The organism is Weissella cibaria KACC 11862 (genome assembly GCF_000193635.1).
GTDB classification, from domain to species: domain Bacteria; phylum Bacillota; class Bacilli; order Lactobacillales; family Lactobacillaceae; genus Weissella; species Weissella cibaria.
The window spans coordinates 1-16556 of sequence record NZ_AEKT01000016.1 but is presented as its reverse complement, the minus strand read 5'-3'; the positions used below and the strand labels follow the sequence as shown (position 1 = coordinate 16556).

Sequence of the window (16556 nt, the reverse complement as noted above, 5' to 3'; positions counted from 1 at the left end):
TCATGGTTAACACGATTATTGCAATTTTGCTGTTGCTGACATTTGTCGGCTTTATCTTCTACATCTTCAAGGGTGGTAACTTGATGGTTGGGTTCTTTGTGATGGCAATCCTCTGGGCAGTCATCGGGTTAGTACCATTTGATGTTGCCATTAAGAAGGTTTTCGCTGAGCCAGCCTTGAATTACGGGCCAACGATTATCTACATTGCGTTTGGGTCATGGTTTGGTCGTGTCTTGGTTGATTCGGGTATTGCGCCAGCCATTTCACAACGCACGGCGAAGGCGGGTAAGAAGAATGTGATGCTTGCCGCCATTTTGGTTATCTTAGTTACGGCCTTGATTTTCATTAGTGCGTACGGGGTTGGGTCAGTTATCGCGATCGGAGTTATCTTGTTGCCAATTCTCTTGTCACTTGGTATTCCACGTAAGATTGCTTTGCCAGTCTTCTTGATGTCGGTTGGTGCACCAATGTACTTGAATCTGGTGCTTTTCAACCAAATCAAAGCCTTCTTCCCAAAGGCTGACTACAGTGGCAAGTATTTGATTTTCGGTATCACAGCCATGGCTGTGCAACTGTTGGCGGTTATCATTTACCTCTTTATGCACCGCAAGTCATTTGATGCCTCAAAGGCGGACGAGAACTTGAAGTTGGTTGGTGCCGAAGTTTCCACAGAAGAAATTAAGATTCCATGGCCTGCCTTTATTGTGCCGGTTGTGCCAGTCTTTATGAATTTGGCGTTTAAGTGGGATGCCGTACCATCATTGATTTTGGCAACCCTGTTGGCGATGTTGCTAACGGGAAAGATGCGCCACTGGAAGTCATTTATTGACTTTTTGAACGATACCATTCAAACAGCGATTTCAGATATTGCTGGATTGATCATGTTCTTGATGGCACTAATCATGTTCTCCGGCGCTGCCCAAATTAATGCGGCGCGTTTCCAAACGTTGTTGACGTCAATTTTGCCATCAAACATTTGGATTTTGGCCTTGGCACTTGGAATTGCCGCACCATTGGCATTGTTCCGTGGGCCATTGCACGTTTGGGGTGCTGGGGCTGCCACAGCTGCTGTTTTGGCGGGAGCACACATTTTCCCAGATGCCTTGTTGTTGCCTTTGATGTATGTGCCAAGTTTGATGGCGGTGTCGACTGACTTGACGCAATCATGGAACGTTTGGGCCTTGAAGTACATGAAGGTCGACAGTCGTGAATTGTTGAAGCAGGGTGTACCGGTAATGTGGATTGTTTCAATCATTAACGTTATTTTGGCCGTTTTGATTATCAAGTAAGAGATTGAAGGATTATAATCATGAGTGAATTTTTGACGATTGGTGAGCCAGTTGTGACGTTCATGTCGAAGGACGCGGACGCTAGCTTGGTCGACACCATTAATTACTTTAAGTTGTTGGGTGGCGCAGAATTAAACGTGGCCATCGGGGTACAGCGTTTGGGTCACACAACGGAATATGTGAGTCGCTTAGGTGCTGATCCATTAGGTGGTTATGCCAAGAAGCAAATCTTGGAACACGGGGTTGGCACGACTTTCGTGACCGAAGATGCAGATAACTGGACGGGATTCCAATTGAAGCAGATGGTGACGACTGGGGATCCACAAACGTTTAACTACCGGACAGGTTCAGCTGCAGCGCACTTGTCAGCAGATGTGTTGGATGACGTGAAGTTGGACGACGTGAAAATTGCCCACATGTCAGGGATTTTCCCAGCGTTGTCAGAGACCTCAAACAAGGCCTTCCGTCACTTGATGAATCGCTTGGTCGCAGCCGACAAGTTGATCACGTTTGACCCTAACTTGCGGCCAGCCCTTTGGAACGATGATGCTCGTATGATTCGTGAAATTAATGAATTTGCGAAGTCGGCGGATATCATTTTACCAGGTAGCAACGAAGGTAAGATCTTGATGGGTAGTGAAGACCCTAAGGATATTGCGGACTTCTACTTGAATCAAAGTGAGCGGACAAAGGTTGTCATCGTGAAGGTTGGGCCTGCTGGGGCATACGTGCAAACACGTGATGCAGAAGGCTTTATGGTACCCGGCTTTAAGGTTGCGAAGGTAGTTGATACAGTAGGTGCTGGTGATGGTTTTGCTCTTGGTGTGATTACGGCCTTGCTAGAAGACAAGTCATTGCGCGCTGCCGCCATGCGTGGAAACGCAGTTGGGGCCTTGCAAGTGCAAACACCAGGTGACAATGATGGTTATCCAACACCAGCGCAATTGGCAGCATTTTATGCCGCAGAAGGAGTAAGTGAAGACTAATGAAGTTACAAGTAGCAATTGATCGTGTGTCATTAGCACACGCCATTGCATTGGCGAAGGACCTTGATGGTATTGCTGATGTGATTGAACTCGGTACATCTTTGGTAAAGGACTATGGCTTGATTGCCTTGTCAGATATCAAGGCAGAAATTAAGCATTCAGAATTGTTGATGGACTTGAAGGCCATCGACGAAGGTGTTTATGAATTCAACAAGGGTTTTGAAGCCAATGCTGACATTTTGACGGTCATGGGGTCAGCCGACTTATCAACGATCAGTGCCGTATATGAGGTGACAGAAAATGCGGGCAAGACAATGTTGATTGACTTGTTGAACATGACGGATGAGGAGATTGCACCATTGATGACGTTTGACCACGCCATCTTTGGATTGCACCACTCACACGATAATGCCGCCAACTTCGATGCAGCCGGGTCAGTTAAGCACTTCCATGAACAATTCCCAGTGGCCAAGCGCATTGCCGTGGCTGGTGGGATTGATTTGGACCAAGTGAAGAAGTTGTCAGCGGATGGTATTGCTGAAATTGCCATTGTTGGTGGAAAGATTGCTGGTGCAGCTGATCCAGTTGCAGCCGGTCGTGAATTTAAGGAGGCGCTATAATGGCTTTAGTAAATGAAGTATTGTCAGAAATTCAAGAAGTGATGACGCAAGTAGATGACGCCCAACTGGACGCTGCTGAAAACATCATCACGAAGGACAAGCGCATCTTCGTATTGGGCGCTGGCCGTTCAGGTTTGATGGTGAAGGGCTTTGCCATGCGTTTGATGCACATCGGTTACACGGTGTTTGTCATTGGCGAGACGATTACGCCGTCAATTGCTGAAGGGGATGTCTTGGTTGCGGTCTCAGGTTCTGGTACAACCGGCTCAGTTGTTGGCCCTGCGCAAAAGGCAGCTGACAATGGTGTCCACGTGATTGGTGTGACGTCAAACCCAACCTCACCATTGGCAACTTTGGGCGAGGCCACGATCGTGGTACCTGGTGCTACCAAGGCTGGTGACGGAGTGAAGTCAATCCAATTATTGAGCACGTTGTTTGATCAAAGTGTGCACATTACGTTGGATATCTTGACGTTGATGATTAGCCGTCGTGACCACGTGTCAAATGACACTGCCAAGGCCACGCACTCAAACATGGAATAGTATTACATTAAGTTTCAAACCTTTACTCAAAAAAATCTCACTGAAAAAAATAAAGCGGCGCCCTGGTGATGCGGGGCGCCGCTTTTTTGCAGACCTCAAAACCAGTAATTACCGGATAAGAGGCGTAAGATTGATATGACAATTTTTGAAATGGGGTTAATGAAGATGTATGTGATTGAATATTATGGTGGGTACGTTGGCGATGCGGTGAATGGTCAGATCCAGACGACCTTTAGTCCGTTTACGGCGAAGCAGTTTTGGTCTGAGATAGATGCACAGAACTTTATGTATCAACATGGCATTGCGTTTATGGGCAAGATTGTACGGATGTAGTTGGGCACTAATTTCATAAAAACGTTCGCAAGACAGCTATTTAGTAAATGGTTTTACAGGTATAATGATAACCATACTAGATTGTGGAAGGAGACTGATCGTGATGAAAAAAGCGTCGATTAAAGATGTGGCAAATTTAGCAGGTGTGTCACCGACAACGGTCTCACAAGTGCTGAATAAACGGAATGATCATTTTCCACAGGAAACGATTGATAAAGTGCTTGCTGCACAGAAAGAACTGGGCTACGTGCCAAATCAAAGTGCGAAGAGCTTGCGTGGTAATGCGAATCCCTTAATTGGCGTGTTAGTACCCAGTTTGCGGAATCCGTTCTTCTCAGATTTGATGCAAAGTATGCAAGAACACGCGCATGGCGTAGCTGACCTGGCATTTTTTTCAGCGACGGATGACGAGATTGACCAAGCTATTTTGACGTTGATTGGGCGTGGCGTTAATGGCTTGGTAATCGCACGCATGTTGCCACACGTGCAAGATGTGAACACCTATCTCAATAAGCAGAAGCTGCCATACGTGGTTTTGGACCAAACCAATGATGATAGTGATGCTGATTCCGTGAAGACGAATGAATATCAAGGTGGGGTGACAGTTGCTGAACATTTGCTACAATTGGGCCACCGTGATGTTGCGCTAATTTTGCCTGACTACCTAACAGAAAATTTGCGTGAGCGTATTCAAGGCTTTGAAGATACGGTCAATCAGACGGCGAACACTAGTATTACGCGCTTTGAAACGTCGATGTCAAAACACGGCGGCTTAGCAATTGCCTCTCGCGTTAAGCGAGCAAACGTGACAGCGGCATTTGCCCTAAACGATGAATTGGCCATTGGCTTATTACGTGGTTTGAAAAATGCCGGTGTGGACGTGCCCAAAACATTTAGTGTGGTTGGTTATGACAATACGGACTATTCAGAATTTATGGTACCCTCAGTAACCACGGTCACGCAGCCAGTTTGGCGAATGGGGCAGATTGCTCTAGACATGGTATTAGCTCGGATTAACGATCCGAGCATCGCCAAGCAGACGGAAATTTTAGATACTCATTTAATTATTAGAGAATCAACAGATTCGATTAAATAACATTGATATGATGCCAATCAAGCATTAAAAACGACGCGTTTTTAGTGCTTGATTTTTTTATTTGAGCAAATGTAAGGGTTTACATTGTGTTTATTCGGTGTATATTAAAATTTGTAAAACGATTTACAAAAACGATTTACATAGAAATTATAACGTTTGTTTGGGGGACATTCATCATGAAGAAGGTTGGAATTTTGAATTCTGAGCTAGCTTACACGGTAGCACAAATGGGACATAAGGATACGTTGGCGATTGGGGATGCCGGTTTGCCGGTACCAGCGGGGACCAAGAAGATTGACCTGGCCGTGACGTTCCAAACGCCAGATTTCCAAACGGTACTTGAAAATGTTTTGACGGAAATGCAAGTTGAAGCCATCACGTTAGCCGAGGAAATCAAGACGGAAAATCCAGATCAATTAGCGGCAATCTTAGCAGTTTTGCCAAATGTTGATGTGACGTTTGTACCGCATGAGGAATTTAAGCAACAATTGGGGGCCACACGGGCAGTGGTTCGAACGGGTGAATCACATCCGTTCGCTAATATTATTTTGCGTAGTGGCGTGGCATTTTAGTCGAAGGGGATAAATCATGGAAAACATGGGGGCGAAGGTTGTACGACCTTTTACAAAGCATATTGATGAATTGTCGGATGGGTATTTAACGAAGACGCCGTTGTTCCAATTCATTGTGATTTCGCTAATCTTCCCAATGTGGGGAGCGGCAGCCAGTCTGAATGACATCTTAATCACACAGTTTAAGACAGTCTTTCAACTGAATGATGCCTCAACCGCATTCGTGCAGTCAGCGTTTTACGGTGGGTATTTCTTAATTGCGATTCCGGCATCATTGGTTATCAAGAAAACATCGTATAAGTTTGCGATTATGCTGGGGCTAATTGCTTACATTATTGGCGCAGGATTATTCTTCCCAGCTTCACGTGTTGCAACGTACTCAATGTTCTTATTTGCCATTTTTGCTATCGCGATTGGGTTGTCATTCTTGGAAACGGCCAGTGATACCTATAGTTCGATGCTTGGACCTAAGAAGTATGCGAACTTGCGTTTGAACATCTCAGCCGCATTGACCCCATTGGGAGATATTGCTGGAATTCTACTTGGAAAGTACATGATTTTTAGCACAGGTGGTAATTTGGCGACCAAGATGGCGGGGATGCATGGTGCTGAACGAATTGCCTATGGTGAAAAGATGTTGCAATTAACCTTGCAACCATACAAGTACATCATCGGTGTCCTGATTATTATGTTGTTGATCTTGGCTGTGACCAAGATGCCAAGCGCTAAGCCAAAGGTTGAAACACTGGCTGGTGAAGAGGCCACTGAAAAAGCCACTTTGGGTGAAACCATCAAGTACTTGTTGGGAAACTTCCGTTACAAGAAGGGGATCCTCGCCCAATTCGTTTACGTTGGAATGCAAACAACGGTTTGGTCATTTACAATTCGTTTGGCCTTGGATTTGAATAAGCAAATTAGTGATGCGGATGCCACGACCTTTATGGTCTATTCATATGCGATGTGGTTCGTCGGTAAAGTAGTTGCAACCTGGTTCTTGGGACGTTACAAGGTCGCAACCGTGTTGAGTATCTACTCAGTGTTGGGAACTATTACGTTACTGGTCACGACATTCGGCCAAGGTATGATTGCCGTGTACGCGGCTGTGTTTGTGAGCTTCTTCTTTGGTCCACAGTGGCCAACGATTTACGCCCACACATTGGATAATGTCGCAGATAAGAAGTATACCGAAACGGCCGGTGCCATTTTGGTGATGGCGATTGTTGGTGGTGCAGTATGGCCACTATTCCAAGGGTTGGTATCTGACTGGTCTGGTTCAATGCAATTGTCATTCATTGTGCCGACTATCGCATTTATGATCGTGTCATGGTACTTCATCTCTGAAATGAAGTATGCAAAGGAAGAAAAGTAGGTGATTGTGATGAATAAGATTGTTGTCATTGGTAGTTTGAATTTGGACATTATTCAAAACATTTCGCGTTTACCATTGCAGGGAGAGACGCTTCGAGTTGATTCGCGTGGCACGAATTTAGGTGGTAAGGGTGCGAACCAAGCTGTCGCAGCAGCCCGTCAAGGTGCCGACGTGAGTTTCATTGGGGCTATTGGTCAGGATGCTGCGGGTGTGCAATTCAGGAATTTGCTTGAAGATGAAGGCATTAACACAGCTGGCCTGGTTGAAAAAGAAGACGCTACGGGTACCGCAACGATTTTGCTAGAAGAAGATGGCCACAATACGATTTTGGTGTATGGTGGTGCGAACATGAAGCTGACAGCAGACGATGTGGTGAAGTCAGAACAACTTATTGCGGAAGCTGATTTTGTGATTGCACAGTTTGAAGTTGCCCAAGAGGCGGTTGCGAAGGGCTTCTATCTCGCCAAGAAATACGGTGTCACGACAGTGCTTAACCCAGCACCGGTCTTGAATTACAAAGATATTGATCCAGCAATTCTTGCTGCAACGGACATTATTGTGCCGAACGAAACGGAAGCAGCCGCTTTGCTAAACTGCGAACCATCAACTGATTTCGATGATTTATTGGATATTAGTGATCAATTTGCGGACCTATCAATTACGGGTACAATTGTGACTTTGGGTGAAGATGGGGTTTACTACAAGTTAGCTGACCAAGATGCACGCACCCAACCGATTTTTAAAGTGAAGGCGGTCGATACAACCGCTGCGGGCGACACATTTATTGGGGCGACGTTTGCTTACCTAAATGCTGATTGCACGAATATTGATGACGCAATTCAATATGCATCCAAGGCGTCGTCAATTGCGGTTTCACATTCAGGGGCTATTCGGTCAATCCCAACGAAGAAGGCTGTGTTGGCATCATTAAATTTGGTACATGCATAGTTGGAGGTGATCTGATGGACACATTAGAACAAAAGCGCGCGGCTGGAAAGTACGCTGCAACGTTAATTGAAAATGGCATGGTTGTCGGTCTTGGCACAGGTTCAACGGTTAAGTTTTTCGTCGAAGAACTGGGGCGCCGTGTCAATGAAGAAGGATTAGACATTGTCGGGGTGACCACATCGACGCGTACAGCTGAACAGGCCAGGACGTTAGGCATTGCTTTGGCAGATGTAGATGATGTTGACCACATTGACATTACCGTCGATGGCGCTGATGTTGTTGATGCACAATTGAACGGGATTAAAGGTGGTGGAGCGGCGCTGTTGTACGAAAAGGTTGTCGCTAAAAACTCTCGCCGGAATGTTTGGATTGTTGATGCGTCAAAGGTGCACGAGGAACTGGGTCATTTTCCATTGCCAGTTGAAGTTGTCACTTATGGTGCTGAGCAGCTGTGCCGGGTCTTTGATAACCATGGCTTGCACCCGGTGCTACGTCGTACGGCTGATGGGGAGCCGGTGAAGACAGATAACGGGAATGAGATTGTAGATTTGCATTTAGATACGATTCCGTTTCCAAGTGAATTAGCGAATTGGTTAGCCAATCAAGTAGGTGTGATTGAGCATGGTTTGTTCTTAAATGTTGCTGATGAAGTTATTGTTGGTGGGGATGAAATTCAGGTGCTGAAGTCGCCAGCTTTGATGTATTAGATGGTAGAAAGTCTGTTGAGATATGCTCGACGGACTTTTTTGTGAATATAGCTAAATGATGCAATAAATCAAAGTTATAAAGCTTGTTGTTAATAAGTTGATCCATTTAAAAAAGTGATCAACAATTAAGATCCAATTTGACGAGAAAGAGGATCACGCGCATGCTTAACCAACCAACCAACCAACCAACCAACCAACCAACCAACCAACCAACCAACCAACCAACCAACCAACCAACCAACCAACCAACCAACCAACCAACTAGGTGAGATCCGTCCATTTATCAAATGGGTCGGTGGAAAAAGGCAGCTTCTGCCAGAATTGGCTAAGTACGTTCCAAAGCAATTTGGGACGTATTTTGAGCCGTTTCTGGGAGGAGGTGCCTTTTTGTTGTCTTTGGAACCCCATGATGCGGTTGTGAATGACTTTAATCCGGAATTAGCAAACGTTTGGCGCATTGTGCGTGATCGACCAGATGAACTATTAGAAAAATTGGTAGAACACCAGGCTAATAATTCAAAAGAATATTACTTGGATTTGCGATTGACTGATCGTGATGGTCGTCTTGAAGAAATGACAGAGGTTGAACGAGCAGCGCGATTCATTTATATGATTAAGGTTGGTTTTAACGGTTTGTGGCGTGTAAACAGTAAGGGGCAAAATAACGTACCTTATGGGAAATACAAAAATCCAAAGATTGCAGATGAGCCAACAATTCGACGCGTTTCCGAGTATTTGAATAACGCGAATGTAGACGTTATGACTGGTGATTTTGCAAAAGCGGTCGAAAAGGCACAGACAGGAGACTTTGTGTATTTTGATCCGCCCTATATTCCAGCTAGCGAGACGGCTAGTTTCACAAGTTACTCAAGTGAATTTGGTTACGACGAACAAGTGCGGTTACGTGACTTGTTTAAAGAGTTAAAAGATCGGGGTGTCTTCGTACTGCTATCAAACAATGATGTGCCACTGCTTCATGAACTATATGAGGGAATTGGTGTAATCGAAACAGTAGAAGCACATCGTTTCGTTGCAGCGAAAGCAAGTAGTCGAGCCAAAGTTTCTGAAGTGCTTGTGCGGAGTTGGGAGTAAGATGAATGGCAAAAGCAAGAACTAGAAAGCAAGATATCGCCTGGCGTTATTTATTTGACCGCTTTGATATACCAAAACAAATTGAGCAAAACGGGGCGTATGAAATTACCAGTAGTGACATTAATAAATACGTACGTGAATATTATGCCGATCGGCCTGATAATGCGCCTGACGCTCGAAACTTATTGAAGTTTGATTTTAGTAGTGACTTGCCAGAAGTTTTTAAAGATTCGGTCGATAAGAATATTTTTGGTAAAAGCGCACAGTTTACGTTAATGCCAAAGGGACGGGATAGGTATGCCATTTCTGATTTTAAGACGTTCGAGAGTTTGAAATATGAAGTACTTGAACCAGTTCGAATGACCTTTCCAAAGTGGATTTCAGGTATTCGCCCAGAAAGTCCGGAAACAATTAATAGTGAGGCTGTTGCACAATCTGTCGCTGAAATGAGTGGCATGCTGAAATATGTGATGGATGATTTAAATGCTGATGTTGTGGCAACGTTAAGTGGTAAGAAGGGAACAGGACTGATTGATTTTCAAATCAGTCATTATCGTAACGGCCAAACTAATTTTGTGATTGATGGATGGCAGTCTGAAATTGATGGTGTTTATGAGTCGCCAAGTCGTGTCTTGATTGTCGAATCGAAAAAGAAACGACCTGAGGATTTTAATATTCGTCAGTTGTATATACCAACGCGTATTTATCATGATCAGATGAAGTTTCCTAAGGAAATTTATTCAGCGTACTTTACATATACTGATGATGTATTTTCATTTCACGTTTATCAGTTTACGGATATTGATGATTTTAATTCGCTAAAGAAAATTCGTGAGTATGAATTTGTATTTGAAGAAGAATCGCAGCCAGTAACGCGTGAAACTTTGAAAGTTTTATTGGCACAGCAACAAGTTTCGGTAGAGCCAAGACGTCTGGATGGTGAATTAGTACCGTTTATTCAAGCTAATGATCCTGAAAAAATATTTGAAATACCAGTTGTTCTTAGTGGTAAACCGCTTACGAGTGAGCAAGGGGATGTATTTGAGATAGGTACGAAGGAGTTTTTCGCGGAAGCGTTCAAGTTTGATGTGAGACAATCAGATTATTATGCAAACGCGGCCGAATATTTTAGCTTAGCTCAGAAAGTAGATGGGAGATTTAAAGTCTCTCAATTAGGACGCGTGTTTATTGATGCAGACTATAATACGAAGATTGGGCTATTTGCTAAAGAGTTGGTACAACGGCCAATTTTTAGAGCAATGATTGAAATTTGGGTGGCTACAGGACATTTACCTGATAATAAAACAGTTGGTGAATTAATCAAACTACATCGACCGGATATTGGTGGAAGCACAGTTCCTCGTCGGGCAAGTTCGGTGAATGCGGTGATGAATTGGTTTGTGATGAGAATACAGTAAAAAGGAGTGCTGCAGTTTTGCAGTGCTCCTTTTGTTGAATAAAGAAATTTGAATATACTTTATATTGCAAGAAAAGAAATAAAGTATTTATTTGCCTCTGGATCCAAATAATGATCTAATTATTGTAGTTAACAATTATGGGGGTATATATAATTATGGGCGTTCCAATTAAAATTCCACAACCAGCTGGATTAACGATGGAGATACTTTTTCAACAAAATGTATTTTCTGTTCCTGTGTATCAACGAAACTATTCTTGGAAGCAAAATGAAGTTTTGGATTTTTGGCGGGACTTAGAAGATTTGATCGAAGAACGACGTGATAATCATTTTTTTGGTCAGGTGGTGACATTTAATCATGATAATATTCAAGATTTAATTGATGGACAGCAAAGAATGACAACTAGCACAATTTTTTTGGCGGTTATTCGAGATATTGCTCAAAAAATGCTAGTTGATGAGGCGGAGTATCTGACACAGGATTCTCGAGACAAACTCCGTGATATCATGCGAGATATAAACCAACGATTAATTCGCGGTGAAAATGGTGATCAGGCAACGTTAAAGTTACAAGTGTCGTCTGAATCTGATCGAGCATTGCAGGATTATTTTTACAAACGAACTCATTCGCAAGATGTGGACTACGTAGATAGTCATCAAAAGACAGAACCAATGAAAAATATGGATGCGGCGTACTTTGAATTTCAACGCGGTGTTTTAAATTCACTTTCGAAGAATAAGACGTTGGTTGAACGTATTAATTTACTAGATAGAATTTTGAGAACTTTTATCGAAAAATTTTATGTCGTTATGATTTCTGCTCCAACTCAACGGGATGCGTTTATTATTTTTGAAACACTGAATAGTCGTGGCGCTGACTTGAAACCATCTGATATCATCAAGAATCACATCATGTTCTTATTAGAAGATGATTTGGAACAGACTAATCTGTTGTGGGCAAAGGTTTCTGATCAGTTGAATGCAGATAGTGATCGGATCACATCGTATATCCGTTCTTATTGGACCGCTACGCGTAGGTTAGTAACAGAAGGTGCGCTGTATCGTTCCTTAAGCCAAGAGCTAAACTCTAAGTCAGAGGGTAAGAATTTCTTAGATGATTTGGTTGAACTTGTACATGCCTATGATGTGCTAGAAAATCCGTGGAGTCCGGTTGCGAACAGAGATTTATTTAAAAATAGCATGTTACATGCAGAAATAGACATACTGGATAAAATGAGCGTAAAGCTGTATTATCCAATATTCTTATCAATGCGGAAGCAACGGTTTGATGAGCAACAAATCGCGCAAGTTCTGCATCAAGTGATTTCAATCTTTGTACGACACCGAACAATTCTGAATAACGGAACTAACACGTTGGAAAACGGGTTTGCGACAACGGCAAATAAGATTTATCGGGGTGAGCTAACTAATGTTGACGATATAAACGCAGACTTGAAGCGTCCTGTTATGCTACATTCTGATGCAGATGTTCTTGCTGCCTTTTCGGTTTTGTCTAAAGAAGGTGGAAAACGTGGGCAAAAGAAGTGGGCGCTTACGTATTTATTGAGTGAGCTTGCATATGCAAATAGTGAGGAGAACTACTATGAAGATGTTTTCCGAGAAGACAAGTATGAACTAGTTCGCATTGCGGAGTTAAATAATATTAATGATGATGTAGATACAGATCACGAGTCCCGAATTGGAAATTGGACGCTAATTGAGAAAGCGTACAAGTTTGATGAGCGCGATATTGATGAAAAATATCAAGCGTTACATGGGTCGTTGTTCCCAGGAAACAATTATTTGGCTGAGCAAGTTAAGCAAGGTTGGAATAACGATACAGTAGAAGCTAGGCAGAACGAAATGAATAATAAAGTTGTCGTGATTTGGCGATGAGACGGGGAAGTTAAGCATGGATATTACACCAAAAACATTGCCTTTAGCATCTGTTTTTCAAATTGGCGCTTCAAATAAATATATTGTACCTGTATATCAGCGCCATTATTCTTGGCGGGCAGAGCAGATTGAAACTTTGTTCAATGACATTGCTAATGAAGATAGTGGATACTATGTAGGAAATTTACTGATTAATACTGAAGAAGGACATGACAGTATTATTGATGGGCAGCAGAGACTTACGACGCTTAGCATGCTTTTATTAGGTCTTTATTCTAATATGAAGTCTATTGCTAATAAACCAGAAACTTCTGAAGACATCAAGGCGTTGTTGTATCAAGACATCGGTGATATAAAGAGACAATTATTGGTGGATAGCAATATTGAAACGCCTAGATTACAACTACTAGACAAAGATCAGGAAATTTTCAAAAACTTGCTGCAGCAGTTGGAGGGGCAAAAAATAGTTCCAGGCTATGGGAACTATGCCTTTTTTAAACGATATAAGTACATTGAAGATAATTTGTTATCGGATATGACGGCGCATCAACTACATGATTTCTATCAAAATAAGCTTAATAAAATTGAACTTTTACAGATTTCTGTTCCAAATCTAAATGATGCATATCAAGTTTTTGCAAGTCTAAATAGTAAGGGCGTTCCGTTAACGCCACTGGATCTTTTAAAAAATATCTATTTATCAAAGCATGGAGATGCTGTTAAGTGGCAAAAACTTTCTGACGTGTTTGTAACTGATAACGACCAACCGGATGAGCAAAAAATGACTCGTTTTGTTCAGAATAATTATGATGCATTTGAAACAGAATCGGTTTCAAGTTTGACAAAAGGAAAAATTGTAAAATCATATCAAAGGCTTTTTGACAAGAATGGTGCAGAGTATATAGATAAGTTAATCGAACGAGCTAAGGTATATATGAAAATTGATACTGATAGCCCTGAATATACATACTCACTAGCAGGCTTGGCTAAACTAGACGCTACAACTAGTTATCCCTTTTTATTAAACGTTTTAGTGAATCAGGTGGAGTATCAGATCGATGAATCTCAAATTGACCAAGTAATTAGAATGGTTATTAACCTATTTATTCGTCGAAACTTTGTGCTTACACCAAAGGCTTCTAACTTAAGAAGCGCCTTTAATGGAATGCGTAAAGACATTACGGATAATAAATTTAGAGGTGAGAATCTAGTGTCGTATATCGCACGTAAGATTAACGTTATCATGCCTAGCAACCAGCAATTTGAAAATGCTTTGAATGAAGGGATTTACGATAAAAACGTGCATACAACACGATTTTTGTTAATTTCTCTCGAAAGAAAGTTTGGAAATTATTTTCATAATGGGAACCCGGATTCTCTGGATGACTATAAAGGCAACAAGTTGCGTTGGTCGATTGAGCACATTTTGCCACAAGGAAATCTGCCAAAATATTGGGTTGATATAATTGGAGATGGTAATGAATCTGTAGCCGAAGAGAATCAAAGGAAAAACGTTCATAGGTTAGGCAACTTGACGTTAACACCATATAATTCAGGGTTAGGGCAAAAGACCTTCCAAGAAAAATTATTGTATAAGGATCCAAGTAATGATGCTAAAGTTGGACTGACTTTACCATTGTTTTTAAACGATTCAATTCAAAAGAATGTAAAAGAATTCAATATAGAGTCTATCGAACAAAGAAACAACGAGTTGATACAAAAAGTACTTGAAATAGTTCCATCTAAAATTGAAGCTAATTAATATACCAGTATACTGGTATATTAATTGGTCAGAGTTGCTCAAATAAAATAGAATTGTATATTTATCAAATGGTGCGACTGTGCGTGAACAGGTAGTACCAGATTTGATTAGATTTTTACCTTAAAAGATTGGATGTTTCGTCCAATCTTTTTCTATTGCTGCTAAAATGAATACAGGAATATGACACGAGAGGTAATCGATATGACAAAGCGTATACCAGTTGTTGGAGCGGCAATCATTGAAAACGGAAAATTACTCGCGGCTAAGCGAACAGAAGGACGTTCATTAGGTGGTTATTGGGAATTCCCAGGTGGAAAGATTGATTCGGGTGAAACGCCAGAAGAAGCTTTAAAGCGTGAAGTTTTTGAAGAGTTCGGCGCTAACGCAACTATTTTCGAAAAGATCGATGAACCATTTGAAAAAGAATATGATTTTGGCGTTGTGGTGCTTGAAATTTTATACGCACGTTTAGACTCAGAAATAACCAAAACAATTGAACATGAGGAATTACGCTGGGTTTCAGAACAAGAGGCTTTGGAATTAAGTTGGGCCCCTACTGATGTGCCAGCAATTAAAGAATTGGTTGAACGGGGTTTTAACTAATGGCAACTAAAGAAGAGCTTAGAGCTGGAGCGGAATTTGGCTTTATTGACGATGGGGTTGAAGCGCAAGAACGTTATCAGCCAATGTTGCTAACAAATCAGGGTGGAGACACGGTTCTTGACCATCTGTACGACGAGTTACAGACAACTCAGGGATTTACTTTTGCAGTGGCGTTCGTCACTGAAGGTGGACTAATCGATATTAAAAGTACATTGAATGATCTGGCTAATCGGGGCATTCGAGGTCGACTAATTACGTCTAACTATCTTGATTTCAATCAGCCAAAAGTTTTTAAAGAGTTGCTAAAGTTACCCAATGTAGATGTTCGAATTATTAATGAGAATGGTTTTCACACCAAGGCATATTCTTTTAATCATGGTGACTACACATCAGTCATTATTGGGAGTGCAAACTTAACTCAAACAGCTTTAAAAAAGAATTTTGAATGGAACTTACGTGTAACATCCACCGATCAGGGAGATATTACAAAGCAAATTCAAGAGAGACTTGATGACTTATGGGATCAATCTGTGCCGCTGACTGAGAAATGGATTGCTGAATATTCTGAGCACTATCAGGAACGCAAACCCGAGTTCAGAATTGATCGTTCTTTTGTGGATAATTCAGCAGAAATTACACCAAATAAAATGCAGGAACCAGCTTTGGAAGCTCTTGCTGACTTGCGGCAACGCGGTGCAAGAAAAGGGTTGGTAGTTTCAGCTACTGGAACGGGTAAAACATATTTGGCAGCTTTTGATGTAAAACAGTTTAATCCAGATCGGATGTTGTTTGTGGTGCATCGTGAGCAAATTTTGAAGAAATCGATTGAAAGCTTTAAAAAAATATTAGGCGGGTCGGATTCAGACTATGGACTGTTATCAGGGACTCAAAAAAATTACGATGCAAAGTATTTGTTCGCAACTGTTAATATGGTTTCACGCCCTGACATAATGGAAAAGTTGGGTTCTGATCGCTTTGAGTATATTTTAATTGATGAGGCTCATCGTGTAGGACATAATCAAGATTCAGATCGAGAGACAATGTACCAACGGTTCATGAATTACTTTAAGCCGGAATTTATGTTGGGTATGACCGCCACTCCAGAACGTACGGATGGTGTTAATGTCTACGAATATTTTGACTATAATGTTGCTTATGAAATTTCCTTGTTGGATGCTTTGGATTCAGAACTTTTAGCACCATTTCATTATATTGGTGTCACTGATTTCGAAAAAGACGGTGAAATTATTGATGATACCACCGAACTTCGCCGTTTGGTTTCGGATGAACGTGTTAATTATTTACTTGAGAAAACAAATTACTA

Annotated in this window: 16 protein-coding genes; all 16 read left to right on the top strand. The window is 41.9% G+C overall.

All coding sequences use genetic code 11. From position 1 onward, the window contains the following. The first annotated feature begins 2 nt into the window (after positions 1 to 2). Positions 3 to 1289 (top strand): hypothetical protein, encoded by a 1287-nt coding sequence (locus tag ESE_RS0102710; protein ID WP_010370857.1) that lies wholly within the window; start codon positions 3 to 5, stop codon positions 1287 to 1289. Between the two features lie 20 nt (positions 1290 to 1309). Further along, positions 1310 to 2275 carry a sugar kinase gene (locus ESE_RS0102705; RefSeq protein WP_010370855.1) on the top strand — a complete coding sequence of 322 codons (966 nt, stop codon included), beginning with the start codon at positions 1310 to 1312 and terminating at the stop codon, positions 2273 to 2275. Further along, positions 2275 to 2895 carry an orotidine 5'-phosphate decarboxylase / HUMPS family protein gene (locus ESE_RS0102700; RefSeq protein ID WP_010370853.1) on the top strand — a complete coding sequence of 207 codons (621 nt, stop codon included), beginning with the start codon at positions 2275 to 2277 and terminating at the stop codon, positions 2893 to 2895. Before ESE_RS0102705 ends, ESE_RS0102700 begins: the two co-directional genes overlap by 1 nt. Then, entirely contained in the window at positions 2895 to 3437 is a 543-nt protein-coding gene (gene hxlB / locus ESE_RS0102695) for a 6-phospho-3-hexuloisomerase (RefSeq protein ID WP_010370852.1), read from the top strand. The genes ESE_RS0102700 and hxlB overlap by 1 nt, the downstream gene beginning before the upstream one ends. Positions 3438 to 3572: 135 nt before the next feature. Then, positions 3573 to 3770 (top strand): hypothetical protein, encoded by a 198-nt coding sequence (locus tag ESE_RS0102690; RefSeq protein ID WP_010370851.1) that lies wholly within the window; start codon positions 3573 to 3575, stop codon positions 3768 to 3770. A gap of 103 nt (positions 3771 to 3873) precedes the next feature. Beyond that, positions 3874 to 4866, top strand: coding sequence for a ribose utilization transcriptional repressor RbsR (rbsR, locus tag ESE_RS0102685; RefSeq protein WP_010370849.1), 993 nt, complete (start codon positions 3874 to 3876; stop codon positions 4864 to 4866). Between the two features lie 176 nt (positions 4867 to 5042). After that, the gene (gene rbsD, locus ESE_RS0102680; RefSeq protein WP_010370848.1) at positions 5043 to 5438 is read left to right on the top strand and encodes a D-ribose pyranase; all 396 of its coding nucleotides are present in this window, start codon (positions 5043 to 5045) and stop codon (positions 5436 to 5438) included. Positions 5439 to 5454: 16 nt separating this feature from the next. Beyond that, entirely contained in the window at positions 5455 to 6807 is a 1353-nt protein-coding gene (gene fucP, locus ESE_RS0102675) for an L-fucose:H+ symporter permease (protein ID WP_010370847.1), read from the top strand. 9 nt (positions 6808 to 6816) lie between these two features. Further along, entirely contained in the window at positions 6817 to 7755 is a 939-nt protein-coding gene (gene rbsK, locus ESE_RS0102670) for a ribokinase (RefSeq protein WP_108731115.1), read from the top strand. 14 nt (positions 7756 to 7769) lie between these two features. Beyond that, positions 7770 to 8462, top strand: a complete 693-nt coding sequence (gene rpiA, locus ESE_RS0102665; RefSeq protein WP_010370843.1) for a ribose-5-phosphate isomerase RpiA — start codon at positions 7770 to 7772, stop codon at positions 8460 to 8462. Between the two features lie 270 nt (positions 8463 to 8732). After that, on the top strand, positions 8733 to 9554 hold the full coding sequence (locus tag ESE_RS0102655; RefSeq protein ID WP_050790581.1) for a DNA adenine methylase: 822 nt from the start codon (positions 8733 to 8735) through the stop codon (positions 9552 to 9554). A gap of 5 nt (positions 9555 to 9559) precedes the next feature. After that, on the top strand, positions 9560 to 10972 hold the full coding sequence (locus ESE_RS0102650) for a type II restriction enzyme (protein ID WP_010370837.1): 1413 nt from the start codon (positions 9560 to 9562) through the stop codon (positions 10970 to 10972). Between the two features lie 155 nt (positions 10973 to 11127). After that, positions 11128 to 12867: a DUF262 domain-containing protein gene (locus ESE_RS0102645; protein WP_010370835.1), complete on the top strand. Its 1740-nt coding sequence runs from the start codon at positions 11128 to 11130 to the stop codon at positions 12865 to 12867. 16 nt (positions 12868 to 12883) lie between these two features. Continuing rightward, positions 12884 to 14629, top strand: a complete 1746-nt coding sequence (locus ESE_RS0102640) for a DUF262 domain-containing protein (RefSeq protein WP_010370833.1) — start codon at positions 12884 to 12886, stop codon at positions 14627 to 14629. Positions 14630 to 14830: 201 nt separating this feature from the next. Then, complete coding sequence (locus tag ESE_RS0102635) at positions 14831 to 15232, top strand: (deoxy)nucleoside triphosphate pyrophosphohydrolase (RefSeq protein ID WP_010370830.1); 402 nt, start codon at positions 14831 to 14833, stop codon at positions 15230 to 15232. Then, positions 15232 to 16556 (top strand): DEAD/DEAH box helicase (locus ESE_RS0102630; RefSeq protein WP_010370828.1); only part of this gene is annotated, 1325 nt, incomplete at its 3' end. The genes ESE_RS0102635 and ESE_RS0102630, both read left to right, overlap by 1 nt.

Excerpts from the sequence above, each read along its gene's own strand:
- ESE_RS0102710 (WP_010370857.1), top strand. The coding sequence starts at position 3 with ATGGTTAACACGATTATTGCAATTTTGCTGTTGCTGACATTTGTCGGC.
- ESE_RS0102705 (WP_010370855.1), top strand. The coding sequence starts at position 1,310 with ATGAGTGAATTTTTGACGATTGGTGAGCCAGTTGTGACGTTCATGTCG.
- ESE_RS0102700 (WP_010370853.1), top strand. The coding sequence starts at position 2,275 with ATGAAGTTACAAGTAGCAATTGATCGTGTGTCATTAGCACACGCCATT.
- hxlB (WP_010370852.1), top strand. The coding sequence starts at position 2,895 with ATGGCTTTAGTAAATGAAGTATTGTCAGAAATTCAAGAAGTGATGACG.
- ESE_RS0102690 (WP_010370851.1), top strand. The coding sequence starts at position 3,573 with ATGACAATTTTTGAAATGGGGTTAATGAAGATGTATGTGATTGAATAT.
- rbsR (WP_010370849.1), top strand. The coding sequence starts at position 3,874 with ATGAAAAAAGCGTCGATTAAAGATGTGGCAAATTTAGCAGGTGTGTCA.
- rbsD (WP_010370848.1), top strand. The coding sequence starts at position 5,043 with ATGAAGAAGGTTGGAATTTTGAATTCTGAGCTAGCTTACACGGTAGCA.
- fucP (WP_010370847.1), top strand. The coding sequence starts at position 5,455 with ATGGAAAACATGGGGGCGAAGGTTGTACGACCTTTTACAAAGCATATT.
- rbsK (WP_108731115.1), top strand. The coding sequence starts at position 6,817 with ATGAATAAGATTGTTGTCATTGGTAGTTTGAATTTGGACATTATTCAA.
- rpiA (WP_010370843.1), top strand. The coding sequence starts at position 7,770 with ATGGACACATTAGAACAAAAGCGCGCGGCTGGAAAGTACGCTGCAACG.
- ESE_RS0102650 (WP_010370837.1), top strand. The coding sequence starts at position 9,560 with ATGGCAAAAGCAAGAACTAGAAAGCAAGATATCGCCTGGCGTTATTTA.
- ESE_RS0102645 (WP_010370835.1), top strand. The coding sequence starts at position 11,128 with ATGGGCGTTCCAATTAAAATTCCACAACCAGCTGGATTAACGATGGAG.
- ESE_RS0102640 (WP_010370833.1), top strand. The coding sequence starts at position 12,884 with ATGGATATTACACCAAAAACATTGCCTTTAGCATCTGTTTTTCAAATT.
- ESE_RS0102635 (WP_010370830.1), top strand. The coding sequence starts at position 14,831 with ATGACAAAGCGTATACCAGTTGTTGGAGCGGCAATCATTGAAAACGGA.